Below are 22,672 nucleotides of genomic sequence, written 5' to 3'. Positions count from 1 at the left end.
TAAATATATAATGAACATACCAGCAGAATTAAAATACACTAAAGACCACGAGTGGGTTAAAATTGAAGGAGACCAAATTACCGTTGGAATTACTGATTTTGCACAAAGCGAATTAGGAGATATCGTTTACGTTGAAGTAGAAACGTTAGATGAAACTCTTGAGGCTGATGAAGTATTTGGTACAGTTGAAGCTGTAAAAACAGTCTCAGATTTATTTTTACCTGTATCTGGAGAAATTGTAGCTTTTAACGATACGTTGGAAGATGAACCAGAAAAAGTAAACACAGATCCTTATGGTGACGGTTGGATGGTTAAAGTAAAAGTATCTGATGCCTCTCAATTAGACAAGTTATTATCAGCAGACGACTATAAGGCTTTAATTGGTGCGTAAATTACTTCCTGTCATTAGTATTGGTTATTGCATTGCTTTACTAGTATCATGTTTGATAACGGTAAAGGGTGTTATAGAGATGCCAAACAATAATGATAAAGTAATTCATGCAGCTGCTTATTTTGTTTTTACTTGCTTATGGTTTTATACTTTTTTTACAACTTTTAAAAAAAGTAAACCTCAAGCCATTAAGATAACAGTAATTTTTTCCATAGCATTTGGCATAATTATTGAAATATTACAGGAGGTGACAACACAAACTAGACAAGCAGACTACAAAGACGTTATAGCAAATATTATAGGAACACTATTAGCAGTGTTATTAATTAATTTAATTACAAACTTGAAAGTTAAAAACAACTAATACCTTGTTTTTTTGACAAATAAATAGTTATTTTAGCATTCAGTTTAAATTTACAGATATGGAATCTAAGAAAAATACAAAAGCAGACGTAGGACGTAATAGTTCTCTTTACGTAGCAGTAGGACTAGCATTAATGCTATTTTTATCTTACTCAGCAATCAATTATACAACAACTGATAAGTCAGATATTGATATAGGACAATTAGTTTTTGATAACGAAGATGATGATGATGTTCCTATCACAGAAATGCTTAACACACCTCCACCACCTCCACCACCACCTGCTGCTCCAGAAGTAATTGAAGTTGTAGAAGATGAAGAGGATGTGGAAGAAACAATTATAGAATCTACTGAAACTACTCAAGAAGAAGTTGTTGAGATCGAAATTGCAGATGTTGAGGTTGAAGCAGTAGAAGAAGATGTAGATGTACCATTTTCAATTATTGAAAATGTACCTGTATATCCAGGTTGTGAAGGAGAGCCTAACAACAATGCAAAGAAAAAATGCATGTCTGAGAAAATCGGAAAGTTTGTAAGAAAGAATTTTAACAATGACTTAGCACAAGAGTTAGGTTTAGATAGTGGTATTAAAAGAATTAATGTTGGTTTTAAAATTGATAAAACTGGTAATATTGTAAACATTCAAGCAAGAGCACCACACCCTAAATTAGAAGCAGAAGCTAAAAGAGTTATTGGTAAGTTACCTAAAATGAAAGCAGGTAGACAAAGAGGTAAAGCAGTAAATGTACCTTACGGATTACCAATTACTTTCAAAGTAGAGTAATACATATTCCATATATATTAAAAATCCCGTTACAATTAAGTAACGGGATTTTTGTTTTTGGTATGCTTATTGTGATTTTGTCATAACATTAACATTTAAACTATATATATTATGAAAAATTCGAAAGAATCTCGTGATCTCACTCGCCAAAATGAGAAAAACGTGCAAAAATCACAAAAACATGATGCAAATTTACAAAAAAACTCGTCGTTGTACTTCCAGATTGGGTTAATTATGTGTCTATTGGCTGCCTATGGTGCATTAGAAATGCGTTTTCAGTCTAATAATTACAGTATACCACTAACAGCATACGTAGATTCTGAAAATGATGCTATGTTTGCGCCTTCAGTTTTAGTAGAGCCAGATGCTGTAGAAACATCAGAGCCAGTAAAAACCAAGCCAGTCCATATTATCAAACCCGAAATTATTGATAATGATACGCCTGATAAAAAGGAAACTGATAATTTGATTACAGAAATAGTAAAGCCAACAAAACCAAAAGGTAATGTTACAGTGGATTTAGGAGCTTTAGATCCTCCAAAAGTAGATCCAGAACTAGAATTACCATTTGAGAAGGTCGAGGTTATGCCTATTTTTCCTGGTTGTGAAAGCGCAACTACTAATGACGAAAGACGAAAATGTATGTCTGATAATCTTACAAAGATTGTAAAACGTAGATTTGATGTAGGATTAGGAGCAGAATTGGGTTTAAAGGAAGGTGTTCAAAAAATTTATATTCAATTTAGAATTAATAAGTTTGGAGAAGCTGAGTTAGTGCAAACAAGAGCACCACACCAAAGATTAGAAAAAGAAGCAGAAAAAGTGGTTAGTAAAGTACCACAAATGACGCCTGGATTACAAGGTGGTAAACCGGTTTCAGTATTATATACTTTGCCAATTGCTTTTCAGGTTAAGTATTAATATATAAATAATAAATATTAAGTCGCTACTAGATAATGGTAGCGACTTTTCTATTTTAAAGCGTTAATAAAAAGCAGTATCTTTCGGCTAAATTAAAACCTCAATCTAAATATGAAGACGTTCATTTTAGGACTATTATTATGTACTTCAGCTGTAATCTACGCTCAAGATACAACTGATTATCAAATACCACCTCGTTTTGAGAATTGTCAAGATGCTGAGGTAAAACAATTAGATCTTTGCTTTAATCAAGAAGTATATAAACTTATATATTCAGAATTTAAACTTCCAGATAGTATTGATAAAAACTATACTGGTCAAATGGCAATAATTTTTGAAGTCACCAAAGACGGTAACTTTAAAACTATTTATATTGATGCACATAGTAAAGATTTAAAAGAAGAAGCTAAACGCGTTTTTGAAGCTTTTCCTACTATCCAACCAGCCACTTACAATGGTAATCCAACGTTTAAGCAATACAGTTTTAATTTATATTTTCCATTAAATCAGAAAAACACACCTCAAGCGTTGCCTAGTATTACTGATGTTAAAGCGGATAATAATAGTGACTTAAATCAAATTGCGCAATTAACGGATTTGCAACAAAAAGCAAAGCAAGAGTTTGACAGTGTGCAAAAAGCAACAACTAAGTATACCAATAAAGCTTATACAAGTCAAATCAATATTCCTTTTTCTCATGAAAACTACTTTAGATTTGATCAGGATATTAATAGGATAGGAACTAATAGTCATACAGCATCAAAACCTTATCGTTATGAAGATGTTTCAAATTATTACGATTTTTCTGCTGAAAATTTAAAGCTGCAAAAAGATGCTGAATCATGGTTAGGTCGTAAGCTTTGGAATGAGCATTTGGCACAAATACAAGGCGAAGATTATTGGTTTACAGTAGACCCTATTCTTGATTTACAATTAGGAAAAGATACAGATGCAGATTTTGGTACAACGTACAACAATACTAGAGGCTTGTACATACAAGGAGGTTTAGGAAGTAAACTTAGTTTTTCGGCTTCAGTTTTTGAAAGTCAAGGACGTTTTGCAGAATATTACAATCAATATGCCGAAAGTTTAAAAGCATTTGGACCAGATCCTGCAATTATACCAGGTCGTGGTATTGCCAAACGCTTTAAAGAGGATGCTTATGATTATCCAGCAGCAGAAGCTTATTTATCGTATACACCAGCTAAATTTTTAAACGTCCAGTTTGGACATGGCAAACAATTTATAGGTGATGGTTATAGAAGTTTACTGCAAAGTGACGTGGCAAGTCCTTACCCTTTTTTAAAATTAAACACAACATTCTGGAAAATTAAATATACCAACACATGGACTTGGTTAAAAGATGTGCGTGATGCAGCAGTGGTGGATAAAGCATTCAGAACAAAATATATTGCAAACCATTATTTAAGTTGGAATGTATCCAAACGTTTTAATCTAGGTTTGTTTGAGTCTGTAATCTGGGAAAATACTAATGACAGAGGTTTTGATATCAATTACCTAAACCCATTAATATTTTTTAGAGCTATAGAGTTTGAAACTGGTCAAGGTGCAGGTAATGCAATATTAGGAGCATCAGGTAAATACAAACTTAGTGATAATGCAAATGTATATGGTCAATTTATTTTAGACGAATTTTCTTTAAACGATGTCACTGGAGGAAACAAAAGCTGGAAAAACAAATTTGGTTTCCAATTAGGTGCAAAATATTACAATGCCTTTAAAGTTAAAAACTTAATGCTTCAAGCAGAATATAATCAAGTACGACCATATACCTATTCTCATAATACAATTGTATTAAACTATGCGCACAACAATCAACCTATGGCTCACCTTTGGGGAGCAAATTTTAGAGAGTTGGTGTTAATTGGACGCTATCAAAAAGACCGTTGGTTTGGAGAGGCAAAATTAGTAACAGGTATTAGAGGTTTTGATGTAAACGATGGTACAGACAATTTTAGTTATGGTGGCGATGTCTATCAAGATTATAACGACAGACCTTTTGATACAGGTGTAACAATAGGTCAAGGTATAAAAACAACATCTGTAAACGCAAGTACACAACTAGGCTATTTGGTTAATCCAGCCTCTAATTTAAAAGCATTTGTAAATTTAAGTTATCGTAATTTTAACCCAGAAGCACAAACAGCTTCGGTTTATAACAACAGTACAGTTTGGATTAATTTTGGGATTAGAACAGACTTATTTAATTGGTATTTTGATTTGTAAAAGATGGTTTTTTTAGCCTTTTTAGATTGAAGATCAGTCAAGTGTGGTTTAAATCACAGCAATATTTTGAAAAATAAATTACTTTAGAAGTTTTTTTTTTTTTTTTGATTTGAGCAACCTAATATAAATCAATATGAAAAAATCAAAAAACCATTTGTCAATTTTACTTTTTTTAAGTCTCTTTTTATAACACACCTTCTATGTTATTAATAGATACTAGAGATAATACTACTAAGGAACTTAAAAATAAATACACAGATGAACAAGATAACACGCTTAATGCACAAGCAGATGACTGCTAAGTTATTTTTAGTAATTATTTCAGTTTTTACTATCTTTTCTTGTAAGAAAAAGAGCGACGATGAAAAAATTTTAAGTTCAATTTTATCAGAAAGCAACTTTTCTGAATCTGATTCTTTATTTTTTAATTTAGAAACTAATAATAAAAGAATAAAAGAATTTTTTAGATATAGAAATACAAAAAACACAGTGTTTAGGTATGCCTGTAAAGAGGATAAAGAAACTAATCTAAGCGACTCAGTTTACTATAAAATTGATTCAGTTATTTCATATGAAAAACCAATTATTAGAGACTACTATGTTAAAATGGGTAAAGGTGTAAATAAATTGGCAGAAACATTTTTAAAAGATTCATTTAATTACACAAAGGAAGTCACAAAAAAATGGGCTTTAGAAGCAAACCATAAAATAGTTTTTACTAATTATGATACAAACAAAAAGTTAGACATTTCTGTTCCTGTTTATAATTTAAAAAAGGATAAGGCAATAGTATATGAAACAATTCATGAGGGTAAATTTGTTATCAGTAAAATTTATTTATTAAAAAAAACAGAATCAAAATGGGAAACAGTATTTAAAGAAGTTGATAGTAATTATTATTTTAACTGATGTTATTAAATCATAAAAAACCACAAGCCTAAAAACCTTGTGGTTTTTTTATGCCAAATTCCTTTTTAGCAGTATCTTTGCATCAGCAAAAAAAATAGCGTTGGTTTGAGTACAACTGTAACCCCTACAATTAAACATACAGCATTATCAGATTTTAAAGAAATCACTAAAATGCGCTTGTCTTTAAGTGTCGTGTTTTCATCAGTTGCTGGTTATTTTTTAGGAGCAGATACTATCAGCCTAAAAATTGTTTTATTGCTAGCTTTAGGAGGTTATTTTATGGTTGGAGCCAGTAACGCTTTTAATCAAATTATTGAAAAAGATTTAGATGCCTTAATGCATCGTACCAGAAACAGACCTGTTGCTTCTGGTCGTATGACGGTTAATACAGCCTTTTTAATAGCTTGTGTTTTTACTATTTTAGGTATTGGTATTTTATATTCAATAAACGCACAAACAGCAATGTTTGGAGCCATTTCAATATTTTTATATACAAGCGTTTATACGCCTTTAAAAACAAAAACACCATTATCTGTATTTGTTGGAGCTATTCCAGGAGCTATTCCTTTTATGTTAGGTTGGGTTGCAGCAACAGATAATTTTGGTATTGAACCAGGAACTTTATTTGCTTTACAATTTTTTTGGCAATTCCCTCATTTTTGGGCAATTGGTTGGTTTTTATTTGAAGATTATAAGCGTGGAGGCTTTTTTATGTTGCCTACAGGTAAACAAGATAAAGGTACAGCAGTGCAAACCATTTTATACACGGTTTGGACTATTTTAGTGTCTATTGTTCCAGTATTTGGTGTAACTGGACAATTAAAATTATCTATCGTTGCAGCAATAATAGTTTTAAGTTTAGGATTAGTCATGCTGTATTATGCTATTCAATTGTATAAAAAAATGACTGAAAAAGCAGCAAAACAATTAATGTTGTCAAGCGTACTATATATTACATTAATACAGATTGTATACGTTATTGATAAATTTATAAGATAAAATGGATTTAACTCAAGGGACTTTAGAAGAAAAAACGGGACGTGCAAAAAAAATGATGTTGTACTTTGGTATAGCGTCTTTAATTATGTCTTTTGCAGGATGGACTAGTGCATTTATTGTAAGTAGTTCTAGACCAGATTGGCTTAATGACTTTCAAATGCCTCAGCCATTTTGGATTAGTATTATAATAATGGTAATAAGTAGTATTACTTTTATAATCGCTAAAAGAGCATTAAAGCAAGGTAAAAATGGATTAACTACTGCAATGCTAACTTTAACATTTGTGTTAGGGTTATTTTTTATTTACAATCAATTTGTAGGTTTTAATCAAATTATAGACTTAGGATTTAACTTTACAGGACCAACAAGTAATATTACAGTAACTTATATTTACCTAATTGCAGTAGTACATATAGTACACGTGCTAGTAGGTTTGATTCCGGTACTAGTGGTGTTAATCAATCACTTAAGAGGTAAATATTCTCAAGATAATATGGTTGGATTTGAATTAGCAGAAACCTTTTGGCACTTTGTTGACTTGCTATGGATCTACCTGTTTTTTTTCTTATACTTTTTTCTAAACTAAAAAAATATTGATCTAATAAGACCAAAACCTTATTTAGATACTATAAAATTAGAGTTTGGTATTTTTTTAACTGAATAAAATGATTATTTTTGTGCCACATTTTAACAACTAATTTAACACTATGAATACTACAGTTGCAACTACTGATACAGAAGGAAAGACTTGGGGAGGTGGTAACCAACCATTAAAAGCAAGTTATGGTAAGATGATGATGTGGTTTTTTATCGTATCAGATGCATTAACATTCTCTGGGTTTTTAGCAGCCTATGGTTTTTCAAGATTCAAATTTATTGATGCTTGGCCAATTGCAGACGAGGTTTTTACTCACGTACCATTTTTCCATGGTAATTATCCAATGATTTATGTAGCGTTTATGACGTTTGTATTAATCATGTCTTCAGTGACAATGGTATTAGCAGTGGATGCTGGTCACCATTTAAACAAGAAAAAAGTGACTTGGTACATGTTTTTAACCATTATTGGTGGTTTAATATTTGTTGGGTCGCAAGCTTGGGAGTGGAATACTTTTATTAAAGGGGACTTTGGTGCTGTACAAACAAAAGGTGGTAACATCCTTCAGTTTGGAGAAAATGTAACTGTTGATGGTGAACAAACTTTTAAACGTTTGGCTATAGCAGATTTTGCTACTGCTGCACCGACAGACAGAGTAGAGCATGAGCGTAAAAATGGACTTTGGTTTGTAGGAGAAGGTACTTTACCAGCATACCAAGTAAGCGATATCGTTAAAGGTATGGAAGCTAATCCTAATGTATTAGTTAGAACGCAAATCATTAACGAGGAAGGTGAAAAAACAATCTTAACAAGAGAGCAATCTTTAAAACAAATTAAAGAAAACGGTAAATTAGTAGTTCAAGGTGCTAACTTACATGTAAACGAATATGGTTCGCCATTATTTGCAGACTTCTTTTTCTTTATTACAGGATTTCACGGATTTCACGTATTTTCAGGAGTTGTGCTTAATATCATTATTTTCTTTAATGTTGTTATCGGTACATATGACAGACGTAAAAACTACGAAATGGTTGAAAAAGTTGGTCTTTACTGGCACTTTGTAGATTTAGTTTGGGTATTTGTATTTACATTCTTCTACCTAGTTTAATAATTTTATAGAAAAGAAATATCATGGCAGACGCACATAAATTAGAAATATTTAGAGGATTAATTAAGTTTAAATCTAATACTCAAAAAATTTGGGGAGTTTTAATCTTGTTATCTATCATTACAGCTGTAGAGGTTGTTTTAGGTATCTACAAACCATCTTGGGGAACCAACGTTGTGTTAGGGATGAAACTTTTAAACTGGATTTTTATCATCTTAACAATTGTTAAAGCATATTATATTACTTGGGATTTCATGCACATGCGTGATGAATTACCTGGATTAAGACGTGCTGTTGTTTGGACAGGAATATTCCTTATTTGTTACTTAGTATTTATATTATTACAAGAAGGAGGTTACGTTTTTGATGTGTACGACAAAGGATTTATCAAAAGAGATTTCTAAGTGAAGAAATCGATATAAAATATAGTTAAAAGGTGGTTTATTAAAGCCACCTTTTTTATTTTTGTATAATTAAAAAAAGCATTGAGATTATGGATAAAAAGAAATTGAAAAAAGGAATTACCTTAGGTGCTTTATTTTTTTTGCCAGTAATCTTTTTGTTGTTTTTATATCCTTCTACTAATAACTACAATCCTTTAGACGTTGTTAAAAATTATGTTCTTGATTTTCAAAACTTGTCTTCAGCAACAACAGACTTACAATTAGAAAATCATATCACAGTTTTAGGTTTTTTAGGAAAAGATCCAGAATCAAAAGTTGTTGAAACCTCTAATCTAAAAGAATTAATCTACGATAAGTTTCAAGGCTTTAAAAAGTTTCAAGTTATTATGTTGGTGTCTAAATCTACATCAGACGCTACAGATAGACTTAAAAAAGAATTAACTAAATACGGAGAACTTAAATATTGGCATTTTGTTGAGTTGGATGACTCTGATACTAAAAAAATGTTTAATAGCTTAAGGTCAAGTGAAGTCTTAGATTTTAATTTAGCAACTAACAAAGTTTACATTGTTGATAAGGAATTAAATCAGCGTGGACGTTTAGATAACAGAACCAAAAAAGAAATAGAACAAGGTAAGCAAGCTTATCCGCTTACTGCTTATAACGCATCAGAAGTTGCACAGCTTAAAAATGTCATGGGAGCAGATGATTTACGTGTTTTGTTTACTGAGTATAGACAAAAACGTAAAGGCGAGTTTAACTCGACCTCTAGACGTGCAGACGATTTAAAAGGAGACACAAACTAATAGCATTACCATGAGTAAAAAAGCAAATTATTCTTACGTAGGTATTTCATTCATTATATTATTGTTCGGGATTATTTTTATTCCTAAAATCATAGATAGAATTAGTAATAAGGATATTAATCGTACAGACGAGAGTAGAAGTAAAGGCGTTATTGTTAATCCAAAAAGCGATGCGCCAAATAAATCAGATGTAGGCTATTTAGTAATTAATGGAGAGCGTAAAAAAGTGCCAGAATTTAGTTTTACTAATCAAGATGGTAAAACAATAACTAATAAGGACTATTTAGGTCAAGTGTATGTGGTGGATTTCTTTTTTACAACGTGTCCTACCATTTGCCCAAGAATGAGCTCTAACTTAGCATCTATACAAAACACATTTAAAGATAATCCAGAGTTTGGTATTGCATCATTTAGTATTATGCCAGATAACGACACTCCAGAAATCCTAAAGGCTTATGCTGCAGATTATGGTGTTACTAGTCCAAATTGGCATTTAATGACAGGAGATAAAGAGGCTATTTACCAATTATCAAATATTGGATTTAATATTTTTGTTAATGTTGAAAACTTTGAACATTCAGGAGATTTTGCTTTAGTGGATAAAGAAGGATATTTAAGATCTAGAACAGATGCTTTTGGTAATCCTAAAATATTTTATAAAGGTGTAATTAGCGAGCAAGAAAAAATGGACGAAGATGGTAATGAACAAGAAATTACAATCTTAAAAGAAGACATTGCAAAACTATTACAAGAGTAAACTTAACGCGTCCTAATCTAGCCATACCTATTAATTACAATTATGAGTACAAGAAAACTAAACGCCGAACAAAAGTATAATAAGTGGATTGTTATACTTTCAATTATTATTCCTTTAGCTGTAGCAGCTTTATTTACAGTTAAATTAAAAGACTTAGGTTTTAATGTAGAGCCTTTAACATTTTTACCACCTATTTACGCGACTATAAATGGTATTACAGCATTTGTATTATTGGTAGCTGTTTGGGCAATTAAAAATAATAAACGTAAGCTGCATGAAAACTTAATGAAGTTTGCAATCTCGTTATCAGTAATATTCTTAGTTATGTATGTCGCTTATCACATGACAAGTGATTCTGCTAAATTTGGAGGCGAAGGCGCAATTAGGTCTATTTATTTTTTTATTTTAATAACACACATTGCATTATCGGTAGTAGTCATTCCTTTTGTATTAATAACTTATGTTAGAGCAATCACAAACAATATACAACGTCATAAAAAAATAGCTAGAATTACGTTTCCATTATGGTTGTACGTTGCAGTTACTGGTGTGATTGTGTATTTAATGATTTCGCCTTATTACGTGTAGCAGCTATTTAAAGCTTTACTAAGCACCTTACAATTATGAAAACTAAAGTTTTTTTATTTCTATTTTTAATCGTTTCATTTTTACAGACTAATGCACAATGCGCTATGTGTAGAGCTGTTCTGGAAAACGAAGAAGGTCAAGCTGCAGCAAAAGGTATTAACGATGGTATTGTCTATCTAATGTCCATTCCATACATCATAGTTTTTAGTTTAGGCTTTTTTATTTATTGGAAATATTTTAAAGTAAAAAAAAGCTAAACTATATATTGATAGAATTAAAAAAAAACTCCAAATAATGTTACATTACTTGGAGTTTTTTTATTTTATCGTATGAAATACATTATTTATATAGTTTTACTACTAATTGTTAACCATTCTTATTCTCAAACCATAGAAGGTAAAGTTTTAGATTCAATAAGTCAACAACCTTTAGAGCTTGTAAATATTACTTTAATGACTAAAAATAAAGGTGTTTATTCAAATAATAATGGGTCTTACAGCTTTGAAATTTCAAATCATTTATATGATACATTAAAGGTGTCTTCAATTGGGTATAATTCTAAATATATTGTTTTAAGTCAATATAAAAACCAGATAAATGTAAAGTTAGATATTAAGCTTTCTGAAAAAATTACAGAGTTAGATGAAGTTGTTATTGATTTTAAAAAGAAAAAATACAATAAAAAACATACCATTGGTGAAGATAAAGTAGGTAATGCTGGAGTAAGCTCTTTAATAGGTTACGAAACATGCGTATTATTAAATAATCCATTGGATAAAAAAGGAAAGTTAAAAAATATTTATATAAAATTAAAAAAAAGAAATAATGCTGTTTTTACAGCGTCTTTAAATATTAAATTTTATAGTTATGATACCAAAAATGACAAACCTGGATATGAACTTTACACCAAAAACTTAGTAGTAAAGCCTAAAAACAAAAATTACACTTTAAATATTAATGTAGAAGACATGGATATATTCATGCCAGAAGAAGGTATGTGTATTGGAATTGAATTTATTGATCCTAATAACGAGTCCAAAAAATATGATGTTATAGGTCCTATGTATAGATTTACCTATGCTACAGAAGAAAATCTAACTTGGTCTAAATATAGAGGTAAAGAATGGAAAAAAGGCATTGTTAAGTTTGATTACAAAAACGATAATAGGACAGGTAATGTTATGATTGGCGCAGATGTTTTATTTACAAATGAATAAAGAATGAATAAAAGCATCTTATTAAAAACCTTTAAAACCAATATTTAACAAAATTTTTTAATAAATGTTGTAACAAATTGTATCCTTTGTAGTCTAATTGTTATTGAGTTAATCATCAATCAAAAAAACCATCAATTATGCTCAAAATAAATAAGTTACATAAGTCTTATCCAATTGGCGATTCTAGTCTTCATGTTTTAAAAGGTATTGATTTATCTGTTGAAGAAGGCGAAATGGTTGCTATTATGGGTTCTTCAGGTTCTGGAAAATCGACGTTACTTAATATTATTGGAATGTTAGATGAAGCTGATGAAGGCGAGTATATACTTGATGGTGTCCCTATTAAAAATCTTACCGAAAAGAAAGCAGCGATTTACCGAAACAAATTTTTAGGATTTATATTCCAATCGTTTAACTTAATAAATTATAAAAATGCAGTAGAAAATGTTGCATTACCATTGTATTATCAAGGCTTAAAACGAAAAGAGCGTATTGAAAAAGCAATGTTTCACCTTAAAAAAGTGGGCTTAGCTAATTGGGCTACTCACTTACCAAACGAGTTGTCAGGTGGACAAAAACAGCGTGTAGCAATTGCACGTGCTTTAGCTGCAAATCCAAAATTATTATTAGCCGATGAGCCTACAGGAGCATTGGATACCAAAACCTCTTATGAGATTATGGACTTTATCCAATCTTTAAACGATGAGGGTAAAACCATTTTAATGGTAACACACGAAGAGGATATTGCAAATATGTGTAAGCGTATTGTGCGATTAAAAGATGGTGTTATTATGGAGGATGTGTTTATTAATCAAGAAAGAGCTTCTGCACATGTTTGATAGAGATCTTTGGCGCGAAATATTTCAGAGTATAAACATGAATAGAACCAGAAGTATATTGTCTGGTTTTACAGTAGCTTTTGCTATTTCATTATTCGCCATTCTATTTGGAGTGGTCAATGGATTAGTCAATACATTTGATACCGCTTTTGTGGATGATGCTGCTAATTCTATTTTTATAAATTCTGGGCAAACCTCAAAAGCACATAAAGGATTACAAGCTGGTAGACAAATACAGTTTACTAATGAGGATTATGAGTATATTAAAGACGAGTTTGGTGACAAAGTACAATTCATAACCGCAAGAATATACAGAAATGTAAATGCTTCGTTTAGAAACGAAAAAAACAGCTACAGTGTTAGAGCTGTTCACCCAGACCATCAATATCTTGAAAATACTAAAGTAGAATACGGTCGATACATCAATCAATTAGACGTTGACAATAAAACTAAAGTAGTTGTTATTGGACGATTAGTAGAAGAGGATTTATTTTTAAAAACAACTGCTATTGGTAAATACATTAATTTAAATGGGATCCAATATAAAGTGGTTGGTGTGTTTAGTGACGATGGTGGAGATAATGAAGAGCGTTACATGTATATGCCAGTGTCTACAGCACAACAAATTTATGGTAATAACGACTATATCGATCAAATCAATTTGACCTATAACCCAAGCATGAATTTTGACGAAGCTATTGGGTTTAGTACTGCCTTAACCAGAAAACTAAAAGATCGTTTTTCAGTGTCTCAAAATGACCAACGTGCTATAAGGGTTAGAAACTTGGCTAATGAGTCTAAAGCTATCAATCAAATGACAGGAGGTTTAGGTGTCATGGTATTAGTTATTGGATTTGGGACATTAATAGCAGGAATAGTTGGTATAAGTAACATGATGATTTTTATTGTTAAAGAGCGTACTAAAGAGATTGGAATTAGAAAAGCACTTGGAGCTTCACCAAAATCGATAGTGTCAATCATATTATTAGAGTCTATTTTAGTTACAGTTATTGCTGGATTTGTAGGCTTGCTCATTGGGATGACAGTCGTAGAGTTTGCAGGACCAATGCTAGAAAAATATTTTATAAAAGACCCAACTGTAAGTTTAAGCGTTGTTGTTGCAGCAACTATAACTCTTATTGTAGCTGGTGGTATTGCAGGCTATTTACCAGCTAAAAAGGCTTCCAAGATTAAACCAATTGTCGCACTAAGAAATGACTAAATTATAATGTTTTTATTCGAAAGAGATACATGGCAAGAAGTTTACGATAGTTTAAGTAAAAACAAACTACGTTCAGCATTAACTATGGTTGGTGTTTGGTGGGGAATTTTACTACTTATCGGATTACTTGGTTCAGCAAAAGGGTTAGAAAATTCTTTTAATAGATTGTTTGGTGATTTTGCTACAAATAGTGTGTTTGTTTGGGCACAAAGTACCAGCAAACCTTTTAAAGGGTTTCAGGAAGGTAGACAAGTACAACTTAAAATAAGTGACGCTAAAAAAATTGAGGAAAATGTTGAAGGTATTGAGTTTGTGGTACCAAGAAATCAAAGTTCTGCTTTGGTAGTACGTAATTTTCTGTCTGGTAATTTTGGCGTAAATGGTGATTATCCTTTATTAGATCAAGTTCAAAAAAAGAAAATGATTCGTGGACGTTTTATCAATCAAACTGATATTGATGAAAATAGGAAAGTCGTCGTTATTTCAGAAGAAATCTACAAACAAATTTTTGAAAAAGATGAAGAAATGATAGGCGAATACATTCTGTTAAACGGAATGAATTTTAAAGTCATTGGTATGTTTGAAACTGGTAATGCTAATATGGGACCATCTAGTGATATTCATATTCCTTTCACCACTTTTCAACAAATATATAATATGGGTGAAAATATTGGTTGGATGATGATTACTGGTAAACCAGAATACGATATTTCGCAAATTGAAGCAGACTCCAAACTAATTTTAAGAAACTTAAATAGAGTGCATCCAGATGATACACGTGCATTTGGTAGTTTTAATTTAGGTAAAGAGTTTGCAAAAATCACTGGATTTTTAACAGGAATGCAATTTTTAACCTGGTTTGTTGGTATAGCAACCTTAATTGCAGGTGTATTTGCAATTGGTAATATATTGCTTATTACAGTTAAAGAAAGAACTAAAGAAATAGGTGTTAGACGTGCTTTAGGTGCCACACCTTATGAGATTAAAAGACAAATTGTTGTGGAGGCTGTATCAATCACTTTAGTTGCAGGACTATTAGGTATAATTACTGGTGGCTGGATACTAATAGCGTTGGATAGTGCTTTTGGTCAAGGTGCAGAAGCTGTTATTGTTAACGCATCAGTGTCTATAGCAGTGGTATTTATTGCCTTAATAATTTTGGTGGTATTAGGGACTTTAATAGGACTAATACCAGCCTTTAAAGCAACAAGTATTAAGCCTATTGAGGCATTAAGAGAAGAATAATTTTATCAATTAAATATAATTAAAGTAAAGTCTAAAAAACTTTTAAAATCAACCGAGTAAACTATATAAAAATGAAAAAAGTAATAAAAATAATTGTAATTGTTGCTTTGGTAATAGCACTTTTAATGGTGTTAAAATACTTTAAAGACTCAAGTTCTAAATCAGTGGAAGAGTTTAAAACAGCAGAGCCTTTTTATACCTCAATAAATACTAAAACGGTAGCTACAGGTAAATTAAATCCAGAGGAAGAAGTAGAGCTAAAACCTCAAATTTCTGGTATTATCGATAAAATTCTAGTCGAGGAAGGTGACATCGTTAAAAAAGGAGATGTGATTGCTAAAATTAGAGTCGTACCTAACGAGCAAAGTTTGGTTGGTGCAAGTGGACAAATATCTACAGCAAAACTAGCGTTTAATAATGCTAAAACATTATACGATCGTAATAAAGCTTTATTTGAAAAAGGGGTTATATCTAGACAAGATTTTGAAAACAGTCAATTGTCTTTAAACCAAGCACAAGAAACTTTAAATCAAGCTCAAAATAATTACCAAATTATTAAAAGAGGATCATTGTCTGGTGGTGGATCTGCAAATACAAATATTATCGCTTTAATTCCTGGAACAATTCTAGAAATTCCGGTTAGAGAAGGTGATCAAGTTATTGAAAGTAATAACTTTAATGCTGGTACTACAATCGCGACTATTGCAGACATGAGCAAAATGATTTTTGAAGGTAAAGTGGATGAAGCTGAGGTTGGTAAATTAGAAGAAGGAAAAGATATTAAAGTAATTTTAGGTGCGATTAACGAAAAAGTGTTTCCTGCTAAACTTACATTTGTGGCGCCTAAGGGGATGGAAGAGAATGGAGCAGTACAGTTTACTATTAAAGCAGATGTAACGGTAGAACCTTCAACTAAAATTAGAGCTGGTTATAGTGCTAATGCTGAAATTGAAATGGAAAGCAAGGACAGTATTTTAGTAATTAAAGAATCATTATTACAGTTTAACAGAATTACTGAAAAACCATTTGTTGACATTGAAACAGCTCCAGGTACTTTTGAAAAAAGAGATGTTGAATTAGGATTGTCTGATGGAATTAATGTCGAAATCACAGAAGGTGTTAAAGAAGGAGAAAAAATTAAAGTGTGGAACAAAGCATCAAAAGAAGATAACGAAGATGAAAACTAGAAATATAATACAATTCACATTAATATTCTTAGTAGGCTTCACAGCTTTTGCTCAAGAAAAAAAGTGGTCATTAAAAGAAAGTGTTGATTACGCATTGCAAAACAACATAACCGTTAGACAGTCACTGCTAGATCAACAAATTGCAGAACAAAATTTAAAATCTGCAAAAGGAAATTTTTTACCTACAGTAAATGCAAGTGCCTCTCAAAATTGGAATTTTGGTTCGTTTATAGATCAAAACGGAAGCAGGATTTCTAGAGATTCTAGAGGTAATGGGTTTGGTTTAAATGCAGGTGTTACCTTATTTAATGGTTTTAGAAATACAAATCTTCAAAAGCAAGCAGATCTAGGTATTGAAAATAGTAAGATTCAATTAGATATTTTAAAAAATAATATCTCGTTAAATGTTGTAAATGCGTATTTAAATATATTGTTTAATCGCGAAGCTGTAAAGCAAGCAGAAGAGCAAGTAGCAATTAGCCAAAAAAGTTTAGAGCAAGTACAAGAACTTGTTGATGCAGGAGCCAGAGCAAGTGCAGATTTGTTAGTCTCTAAATCGCAATTGGCTTCAGATAATGAGCGCTTAGTTAATGCCAAAAACAATGTGGTATTATCACTATTAGATTTATCACAGATATTACAAATACCATCACAAGGTTTTGATATTCAAAATGTAGATATTGATTTAACGGAAGCAGTCTTAGCTTACAAAAATTCAAACGAAATTTTATCTTATGCTTTAGATAATCGTCCAGAAATTAAAGGCGCACAACTTAATATTGATAATGCTGAGTTAAACTATCAGATTGCAAGAAGCGCGTATTTACCAACCTTAAGTTTTGGTGTTGGTGCAAGTACGTCTTACCAACATTTACAAGGACAAGATGATGTTTTACCTATAGTTACAGGATTTGATGCAACGTCTGGAGAGGCAATAATCGAATTGCAAAAAAATGGATTTGCAGAGCAAATTGAAAACAACCTTGGATACAATGTTGGTTTTAGTTTAAACGTGCCAATTTTTAATGGATTTAGAACAGATGCAAGTGTTAAAAGAGCAGAGATTAGTAAAGATCGAATCATTTTAGATTTAGAGCAAGAAAAACAAACGCTAACTTCCAATGTCGAGCAAGCTTTTGCTGATGCTAAGGCTTCATTAATTCAATATGAAGCGTCTAAAATATCTTTAGAGTCTCAAGAGTTAGCTTTTCAAAACGAACAAGATAAATACGATTTAGGTGTTAGTACATCGTTTCAATTAGAACAAGTTCGTAACCGACTAATAAATGCACAATCGTCTTTTTTAAACGCTAAATACAATTACGTTTTTAAAACTAAAGTGTTAGATTTTTATCTTGATAAACCAATAACAGAATAAAAGTGGCATATATTTTAAATATTGAAACGTCTACAACTAACTGCTCAGTCTCTCTTTCTCATAAAGGAGAGACTTTGGTGTTAAAGGAAGATTACGGAAATGGTTATTCTCATGCAGAAAAACTCCATGTTTACGTTGATGAGGTGTTAAAAGAAGCAAAGATTTCAACGTTACAATTAGATGCCATAGCAGTAAGTAAAGGACCAGGATCATATACAGGATTGCGCATAGGTGTGTCTGCAGCAAAGGGCTTAGCATTTGCTTTAAACATACCATTAGTATCTGTATCTACTTTAGAAGCCTTAGCGCATCAAGTAAAAGCAGATTCTGGATTAATTGTACCAATGTTAGACGCTAGACGTTTAGAGGTGTATTCTGCTATTTTTGATACTCAGTTTAATAGCATTAGAGCAATTGAAGCGCAAGTCCTTGATGAGACGTCATTTCAATCTTATTTGTCAGAAAATAAAGTCTACTTTATTGGTGATGGTGTAGCTAAAACTAAAGCGTTATTAGATAATAACAATGCAGTGTTTATTGAAAACAAATTACCTTCTGCAGATCAAATGAGTGCTTTAAGTTTTAATAAATACAAAAAAAGCGACACCGAAGATGTCGCTTATTTTGAACCGTATTACTTAAAAGATTTTGTAGCAATAAAATCTAAAAAATAATTAAGCCTGTTTTTGTATTTCAACACTATGTGGATAAGGTATATCAATACCAGCAGCATCTAGTGCTTCTTTAGTTTGTTCGGTTGTCTCAAAATAAACAGCCCAATAATCTTCAGCTTTACACCAAGGTCTTACAGCAAAATTAATAGAGCTATCTGCTAATTCAATCACATTTACTGTGGGTGCAGGTGTTTCTAATACTTTAGGGTTAGCGGTTAATACAGACATTAAAACATCTTTTGTTTTTTTAATGTCAGATTCATACCCAACGCCAAAAACCAAATCTACACGTCGCGTACCTTCAGTAGAAAAATTAATAATATTTCCATTGGACAAAGAGCCATTAGGTATAATAATTTCTCTGTTTGATAATCCTGTAAGTTTAGTCGTAAAAATTTGGATCTCTTTTACAACTCCAACTTGACCTTGTGCTTCTATCAAGTCACCAATTTTGAAAGGTTTAAATAACATAATTAACACACCTCCAGCAAAATTAGCTAAAGACCCTTGTAAAGCTAATCCAATAGCTAAACCTGCTGCAGCCAATATCGCAGCAAAGGATGTAGTTTCAATGCCTAACGTGCCTAATACGACTATAATTAGTACAATTTTTAAAACCCAACGTAATAGGTTTATTAAAAATTTTTGTAAGCTTTCATCATAATTTCTAACTAGCATTAGTTTTTTTAAAGCTCTTAGAGCTTGTTTAATAACAAAAGCACCAATAATCCAGATAGCTATTGCAGCTAACATTTTAGGCGTGTATTCAATAATAATTTCAGACCCTTTGTCTATCCATTTTTGTAATTCCATTGTATGATTTTATAAGTTAAAACAAATATAGATATAATTTGCAAACTCTAGGGTTGGGTAGGAGTTTTTGAATTGTAACTGTTTAATATATATACTATTCAACCCTGTCTGTTTTTATTATAAAAATGCGTATTAATTAATCTATGTAAGATCTATTCTTATCATTTTTTAAGATGAATTTAATCAAATTATTAGGCAGTATTTTAGTATAATTGTAAATTAACCAATTATTCAACCCTTTTACTAAATAAGAAATGAAAAAATTTCTACTTATTGTTACTTTTCTAGGTGCTTTATTCACTGCTCAATCTCAAGATATTTTGATGCAAAACGGAACGTTTTCACAATGTTCAGGTGTGCTTTATGATTCAGGAGGAGCATCGGCTAATTATGCTGATAACGAGAATTTTGTTTTAACGCTATGTCCAGATGGACCAGATCAATTTATTCAAATACAATTTACTACATTTAGTACGCAACTAGGTTCTGACGTAATGACTATCTATGATGGTGATGATACAAGTGCTGCGGTAATTGGTACATATTCTGGTGGTGGAGCAGCAAATAATCCAGGTACAATTTCTGCATCAACAACTAGTGCAACAGGTTGTATTACAATAGAGTTTGTAAGTAGTGCAGCAGCAAATACTTCAGGTTGGGCTGCTAATATTTCATGTTTACAATCCTGTCAAACAATTACACCTACTATAGATGCTACAAACCCAGTAGCAGATGGTTTAGGTGTTATTCAAATTCCTTTAGGTGGTACTGTTAGTTTTGATGGTAGTGCTATTTTTGAAGATGACGGAACAGGAGCAACTTATAACTGGAATTTTGGAGATGGATCTTCAGCAGCAGGATTATCATCAAGTCATGTATTTAACAATTTAGGGACGTTTACTGTAACATTTACAGCAACAGATAGCAATCCAACAGGATGTTCTGCTTCTACAACTATTGAAGTAGAAGTTTTAAGTCCATATATTACTGTAAATCAAACAACTTATACAGTTCCAGAATTAATAGAGGATGTATTAATTGATAGCCCATGTGCTACAGTTTCTAATTTTAATTGGAGCACAGGAAGCAATTTTGGGCAAGAAAATGGGATTGGATATTTTACAGCACTTCCAGGTGCATTTCCATTTGAAGCAGGTATTGTTTTAAATTCTGGTGATGCAATGGAAGCTGAAGGACCTGAAACAGGAACACAAAGTAGTGGTGGATGGCCAGGAGATGCAGATTTAGAAAATGCAATACCAGCATTAAACCCAGGAGATTCTAATGATGCTTCTTTTATCGAGTTTAATTTTGTGCCAATAGCTGATAGTATAAGTTTTGATTTCTTATTCGCATCAGAAGAGTATGGAGGTTTCCAATGTGGATTTACAGATGCTTTTGCATTTTTATTAACGGATTTATCAACGACTGCAGTTACTAATTTGGCAATCGTGCCAGGAACAACAGATGTTGTTTCTGTGTTTACGGTTAGAGACAATGCGTATAATGCAAGTTGTCCATCGGTTAATCCAACTTTTTTCGATTCTTATTATGGAGCAGGAGGATTGCCTCCAGGAAATTCTCCAATCGATTTTAGAGGTTATACAACTTCTATGACTGCATTTTCTAATGTAACGCCTGGTAACACTTATAACATTAAACTAGTTATTGCGGATGATGGTGATTCAGCCTATAATGCAGCAGTGTTTTTAGGAGCAGGAACATTTAATTTAGGAGGAGATTTAGGAGATGATGTTACCATAGATGCTGGTACAGCAATATGTTCCGGAGGATCTGTACCTTTAGATACAAACTTACCTACAGCAACTCATACTTGGTATTTAGACGGAGTTGTTATACCAGGAGAAACGGGATCTACTTTGAACGCAACGGAAAATGGTGTTTATAGTGTTGATGTTGTTTTTTCTGCAACATGTCAAGCGACAGATTCTGTTTTAATAGAATTTATTCCAGGACCAATGGTGGAAAATACCATTGATATTATTACATGTAATAATCCTTCCGGAAATGAAATTTTTGATTTAACGGTTAATGATTCCGAAGCGATAGGAAGTCAAGTCGCTGCAGACGTAACTATTAGTTATCATAATAGTTTGTCAGATGCACAATTGGGACTTAATCCTATTGCGGATCCAGCCAACTACATTGGAAATGAAACCTATCCAGAAATTATTCATATCAGAATTGAAGATGTGGCATCAGGAACTTGTTCAGATGTTGATACTTTTAATCTAGATGTGATAACATCGGTTCTTAACCAAGCACCAGACATGGAGGTTTGTGATGATTTGTCTAATGATGGTGTTGAAATGTTTAATTTAGAATTACAGACTGCAACAGTGTTAGGTACGCAGTTAGCTTCAGAATATACAGTAACGTATCATAACTCATTTGCAGATGCTGATTCAGGTGATAACCCATTAGTTAGTCCATATAATGGTAACAATGGTGAATATATTTTTGTTCGTATCGAAAGCTTAATTGATTCAGACTGTTATACAGCTACTACTTTACCAAACGGAGGATTTACCTTAATTGTTAATCCTAATGCTATAGCTGTACAACCTGCTAACATGGTAGTATGTGATGATGTTTCTGAAGATGGATTTGAGATTTTTGATTTAACAACTCAAGAAACTACAATTCTTGGAGGTCAAGATCCAGCAAACTATACAGTTACTTTTTATGAAAACTTAACAGATTTAGAGGCAGAAACTAATCCTATTTTAAATCCAACTACTTATCAAAATATAGATTCGCCAGAACAAATTGTACATGTAAGAGTTAACGATAATATTAATCCAACATGTTATGGGTCTACAACTTTTAATCTTATAGTAAATGCATTACCTACAGCAATCACACCAACACCATTAGAAGTTTGTGATGATGGCACACCAGACGGATTTACAAGTATAGATTTAAGTATTAAAAACAATGAGATTAGTGGAGGTAACCCAGACTATGCAGTAAGTTATTACCTAACGCAATTAGATGCAGAAACAGAAACTAGTCCATTAGCCATACCGTATACAAACATTTCTAACCCACAAATAGTTTATGTAAGAGTAGAAGATGTAACTACTGGCTGTTTTACAACAACGACTTTACAATTAGATGTTGTACAAGCACCAGTAGCATTTACACCAACCGCTTTAGAGTATTGTGATCCAGACAGTGATGGCTTTGGAGTCTTCACA

General features: G+C 31.9%; 23 protein-coding genes. 22 read left to right on the top strand and 1 reads right to left on the bottom strand.

The window, feature by feature from the left end:
• Positions 1 to 10: 10 nt before the first annotated feature.
• The 21 genes from gcvH (at position 11) to tsaB (ending at position 18,638) form a co-directional block, all read left to right on the top strand.
• Entirely contained in the window at positions 11 to 391 is a 381-nt protein-coding gene (gcvH, locus tag B2989_RS09220) for a glycine cleavage system protein GcvH (protein ID WP_145003626.1), read from the top strand.
• Entirely contained in the window at positions 384 to 755 is a 372-nt protein-coding gene (locus B2989_RS09215; RefSeq protein WP_292947656.1) for a VanZ family protein, read from the top strand. The genes gcvH and B2989_RS09215 overlap by 8 nt, the downstream gene beginning before the upstream one ends.
• A 58-nt stretch (positions 756 to 813) precedes the next feature.
• Complete coding sequence (locus B2989_RS09210) at positions 814 to 1,539, top strand: energy transducer TonB (protein WP_145003620.1); 726 nt, start codon at positions 814 to 816, stop codon at positions 1,537 to 1,539.
• A 111-nt stretch (positions 1,540 to 1,650) separates the two neighbouring features.
• Positions 1,651 to 2,460, top strand: a complete 810-nt coding sequence (locus B2989_RS09205) for an energy transducer TonB (RefSeq protein WP_292947649.1) — start codon at positions 1,651 to 1,653, stop codon at positions 2,458 to 2,460.
• A 111-nt stretch (positions 2,461 to 2,571) separates the two neighbouring features.
• Positions 2,572 to 4,707: a gliding motility protein RemB gene (locus B2989_RS09200; protein WP_292947646.1), complete on the top strand. Its 2,136-nt coding sequence runs from the start codon at positions 2,572 to 2,574 to the stop codon at positions 4,705 to 4,707.
• A 258-nt stretch (positions 4,708 to 4,965) separates the two neighbouring features.
• Positions 4,966 to 5,616 carry a hypothetical protein gene (locus tag B2989_RS09195; RefSeq protein ID WP_292947643.1) on the top strand — a complete coding sequence of 217 codons (651 nt, stop codon included), beginning with the start codon at positions 4,966 to 4,968 and terminating at the stop codon, positions 5,614 to 5,616.
• A gap of 105 nt (positions 5,617 to 5,721) precedes the next feature.
• Positions 5,722 to 6,615, top strand: a complete 894-nt coding sequence (gene cyoE / locus B2989_RS09190) for a heme o synthase (RefSeq protein ID WP_292947640.1) — start codon at positions 5,722 to 5,724, stop codon at positions 6,613 to 6,615.
• 1 nt (position 6,616) lies between these two features.
• On the top strand, positions 6,617 to 7,201 hold the full coding sequence (locus B2989_RS09185; RefSeq protein ID WP_099568806.1) for a cytochrome c oxidase subunit 3: 585 nt from the start codon (positions 6,617 to 6,619) through the stop codon (positions 7,199 to 7,201).
• A 121-nt stretch (positions 7,202 to 7,322) separates the two neighbouring features.
• A complete protein-coding gene (locus tag B2989_RS09180) occupies positions 7,323 to 8,321 on the top strand; it encodes a cytochrome c oxidase subunit 3 (protein WP_292947635.1) in 999 nt (332 codons plus the stop codon).
• Between the two features lie 23 nt (positions 8,322 to 8,344).
• Positions 8,345 to 8,725: a cytochrome C oxidase subunit IV family protein gene (locus B2989_RS09175; protein WP_028283407.1), complete on the top strand. Its 381-nt coding sequence runs from the start codon at positions 8,345 to 8,347 to the stop codon at positions 8,723 to 8,725.
• Positions 8,726 to 8,814: 89 nt separating this feature from the next.
• Positions 8,815 to 9,531, top strand: a complete 717-nt coding sequence (locus B2989_RS09170) for a hypothetical protein (protein WP_292947631.1) — start codon at positions 8,815 to 8,817, stop codon at positions 9,529 to 9,531.
• A 10-nt stretch (positions 9,532 to 9,541) separates the two neighbouring features.
• Positions 9,542 to 10,288, top strand: coding sequence for an SCO family protein (locus B2989_RS09165; RefSeq protein WP_292947628.1), 747 nt, complete (start codon positions 9,542 to 9,544; stop codon positions 10,286 to 10,288).
• 42 nt (positions 10,289 to 10,330) lie between these two features.
• Positions 10,331 to 10,876, top strand: coding sequence for a DUF420 domain-containing protein (locus B2989_RS09160; protein ID WP_292947625.1), 546 nt, complete (start codon positions 10,331 to 10,333; stop codon positions 10,874 to 10,876).
• Positions 10,877 to 10,911: 35 nt separating this feature from the next.
• Entirely contained in the window at positions 10,912 to 11,133 is a 222-nt protein-coding gene (locus B2989_RS09155; RefSeq protein ID WP_145003588.1) for a hypothetical protein, read from the top strand.
• Positions 11,134 to 11,205: 72 nt separating this feature from the next.
• Complete coding sequence (locus tag B2989_RS09150; RefSeq protein WP_292947621.1) at positions 11,206 to 12,093, top strand: carboxypeptidase-like regulatory domain-containing protein; 888 nt, start codon at positions 11,206 to 11,208, stop codon at positions 12,091 to 12,093.
• A gap of 137 nt (positions 12,094 to 12,230) precedes the next feature.
• Positions 12,231 to 12,932 carry an ABC transporter ATP-binding protein gene (locus B2989_RS09145; RefSeq protein ID WP_028283412.1) on the top strand — a complete coding sequence of 234 codons (702 nt, stop codon included), beginning with the start codon at positions 12,231 to 12,233 and terminating at the stop codon, positions 12,930 to 12,932.
• Positions 12,925 to 14,154 carry an ABC transporter permease gene (locus B2989_RS09140; RefSeq protein ID WP_292947616.1) on the top strand — a complete coding sequence of 410 codons (1,230 nt, stop codon included), beginning with the start codon at positions 12,925 to 12,927 and terminating at the stop codon, positions 14,152 to 14,154. The genes B2989_RS09145 and B2989_RS09140 overlap by 8 nt, the downstream gene beginning before the upstream one ends.
• Positions 14,155 to 14,157: 3 nt before the next feature.
• Positions 14,158 to 15,399, top strand: coding sequence for an ABC transporter permease (locus B2989_RS09135; protein WP_292948097.1), 1,242 nt, complete (start codon positions 14,158 to 14,160; stop codon positions 15,397 to 15,399).
• Positions 15,400 to 15,470: 71 nt separating this feature from the next.
• A complete protein-coding gene (locus B2989_RS09130; protein WP_292947613.1) occupies positions 15,471 to 16,586 on the top strand; it encodes an efflux RND transporter periplasmic adaptor subunit in 1,116 nt (371 codons plus the stop codon).
• Positions 16,576 to 17,964, top strand: a complete 1,389-nt coding sequence (locus B2989_RS09125) for a TolC family protein (protein ID WP_292947610.1) — start codon at positions 16,576 to 16,578, stop codon at positions 17,962 to 17,964. Before B2989_RS09130 ends, B2989_RS09125 begins: the two co-directional genes overlap by 11 nt.
• A 2-nt stretch (positions 17,965 to 17,966) precedes the next feature.
• Positions 17,967 to 18,638 (top strand): tRNA (adenosine(37)-N6)-threonylcarbamoyltransferase complex dimerization subunit type 1 TsaB, encoded by a 672-nt coding sequence (tsaB, locus tag B2989_RS09120; RefSeq protein ID WP_292947607.1) that lies wholly within the window; start codon positions 17,967 to 17,969, stop codon positions 18,636 to 18,638.
• Here tsaB and B2989_RS09115 read toward each other — a convergent pair whose 3' ends face one another.
• Entirely contained in the window at positions 18,639 to 19,451 is an 813-nt protein-coding gene (locus tag B2989_RS09115) for a mechanosensitive ion channel family protein (RefSeq protein ID WP_292947604.1), read from the bottom strand.
• A 254-nt stretch (positions 19,452 to 19,705) separates the two neighbouring features.
• Between B2989_RS09115 and B2989_RS09110 the strand changes: the two genes are divergently transcribed.
• Positions 19,706 to 22,672, top strand: a 2,967-nt coding sequence (locus B2989_RS09110; protein ID WP_292947601.1) for a choice-of-anchor L domain-containing protein, incomplete at its 3' end; no start/stop codon positions are given.

The organism is Olleya sp. UBA1516, assembly GCF_002323495.1.
Taxonomy (GTDB): domain Bacteria; phylum Bacteroidota; class Bacteroidia; order Flavobacteriales; family Flavobacteriaceae; genus Olleya.
The sequence above is the reverse complement of the archived record's forward strand: the minus strand, read 5'-3'. Positions and strand labels throughout refer to the sequence as shown.